Source organism: Dokdonella sp. (genome assembly GCF_036518555.1).
Lineage (GTDB): Bacteria > Pseudomonadota > Gammaproteobacteria > Xanthomonadales > Rhodanobacteraceae > Dokdonella_A.
On sequence record NZ_DATDMY010000340.1, the window covers coordinates 1 to 2,034 of the forward strand.

At 73.4% G+C, this 2,034-nt stretch carries 2 protein-coding genes; both read right to left on the minus strand.

What is annotated here, in order from left to right; all coding sequences use genetic code 11:
* Positions 1–504: 504 nt before the first annotated feature.
* The gene (locus tag VI238_RS18295) at positions 505–1,503 is read right to left on the minus strand and encodes a helix-turn-helix domain-containing protein (RefSeq protein WP_331653904.1); all 999 of its coding nucleotides are present in this window, start codon (positions 1,501–1,503) and stop codon (positions 505–507) included.
* A 62-nt stretch (positions 1,504–1,565) separates the two neighbouring features.
* Positions 1,566–2,034 (minus strand): YdcF family protein (locus VI238_RS18300; protein ID WP_331653905.1); only part of this gene is annotated, 469 nt, incomplete at its 5' end.

Consider the following 2,034-nt stretch of genomic DNA (forward strand, 5'->3'; position numbering starts at 1 on the left):
GCCGCGCACGCCGGTGGTCGCCGCGAGCGCGGGCGCGGCGGCGAGCGCGGCCGCGAGCAGCGCGATCGCGACGGCGGCGACGCGGCGCACCGGCTGTACATGGTCGGCGCTCGGGTCGAGCACGTACGGGAATGGGTGGTGCTGCGCGAGGCGCGCAGTCGTCGACGGTTTCATGGCTCGTTTCCGGTTGCAGGACCGCGCGCACGGAGGTCCGCGTCGACAGGACGCAGCCGGCGGACGGCGCGGCGGTTCCGGCCCGCCGCGCTCCTGCACGGCGACCGTGGGCATCGCGCGCCTCGGCGGCGCGCTCGTTTCGTCCGCCGCGGTGCGCATTCGCGCACCACCCTCGCCGCGCGTCCCGCGCGACCGGCGTCGCGACCGACGCGAAAACCCCTCGCACGGGCGCCGCGACGGCGGAACCGGCACAGCCTAGGTGCGCGGCGCGCGTGCGGACAACGCCCGGGAGTGACCAATTTATGCCGTTGGCATAAACCTGCCGACGGATCAGCCGCGAGCGCCGGTGCGCTGCGCCGCGATGAAGCCGAGCTGGCAGCGCGTGGCCGCGCCGAGTTCCTTCATGAGCGCGCTGATGCGCCGCGCGAGCGTGCGGTGGGAGATGCCGAGCTCGAGCTGGATCGCCTTGTCGTTGAGGCCCGAGGTGAGCAGCGAAAGAAGCGCATCGCGCTCGCCGGCGCCACCGTCGGGCGCGACCGTGAACGGCGTCGCCGCTCGCCAGAGCATCTCGAAGATCTCGCACAGCGCGTCGAGCAGCGACGACGGCCGCACGAGCAGCACCGGTCCGTCCGGGCGCTCGAGGTCGAGCGGGATGATCGCCATGCGCCGGTCGGCGACGACGAGCTTGAACGGCAGCGACGCCGCGATGCGGCATTCCTCGCCGCGTGCGGCGTTGTCGCGCATGTGCTCGCTCCAGCCGGGCATCGACAGCAGGTCGCTGTCGATCAGCGCGCGGCAGCGCACCCCGCGCGAGAGGGCGTCGAACAGCAGGTAGTCCGGCTCGGCGATGTTCGAGACGAGCATCGGGCGTCGGGTCAGGCTCAGCAGTTCGCTGCGAACCGTGCGATGCATGTGGATGAACAGCTGCGCCGTCGCGCTCGGGCTCAGGATCTCGACGAGGCGACCGTCGCGCGCGACCGCGCCCGCCCCGGCCGTGCCGAGCGCGGCGATCGCCGCGCGCGCCCGACGCTGGCGCTGCTCTTCTTCGCGCTGGCTCGTCGCGATCAGCGCCTCGACCGCGACGTCGGGGGGCGCCGCGAAATAGCGCGGCGGACGATCGGGCGTGTGCGACACCATGCCCTTGTCGCCGAGCGCGCGCAGCACGTCGGCGACCCGGCGCGGCGTGAGGTCGAGGCGGCGCGCGAGTTCGCCCGCGGGCAGGCCTTCGTGGCGCAGCAGCAGGCGGTAGGCGCGCTCTTCGAGCGGCGCGACGCCCATGCCTTCGAGCGCGTTCCGCCTGGTCGGCGCCGGAGGGTGACGCGAGGGCATGGCGAAGGTCCGTGCGACGGTGATCGTGCGCTAGGTAGCATGCCGCGACGCGCGCGACAACGTCAGTCGCGCATGGCGTGCCAGGCGCGCACGCGGTAGACGATTTCGCCGACCAGTTCGTGCAGTGCGTCCTCGGACTTCATCGTGGCACTGCCGGTCGGCAGCAGGTAGCCGAGATGATCGGGTCCGTGGTAGCGCGGCTGCACCGGGTACGCGCAGGCGTCGAAGCCGGCCGCACGGAACGCGACGAGCGCGCGCGCCATGTGCAGGCTCGACGTCACCAGCCAGATCCGACGCGGCAGGGCCGGCGCGAGCCGTGCGCTCGCCTGCGCGTTCTCCCAGGTATTGAGCGACGCGGTCTCGATCCGCAGCGTCGAGGCATCGGCGCCGAGATCGCGCGCGAGGCTCGCGAGGATCCGGCTGTCGGCGACGCCGCGGCCGCTGGTGCCGACGATCGCGAGCGGGATCTTGCCGAGCGAGCGTTGCAGTGCGACCGCACCGAGCAGGCGCTGGACGCTCGCGAGGCCGAGC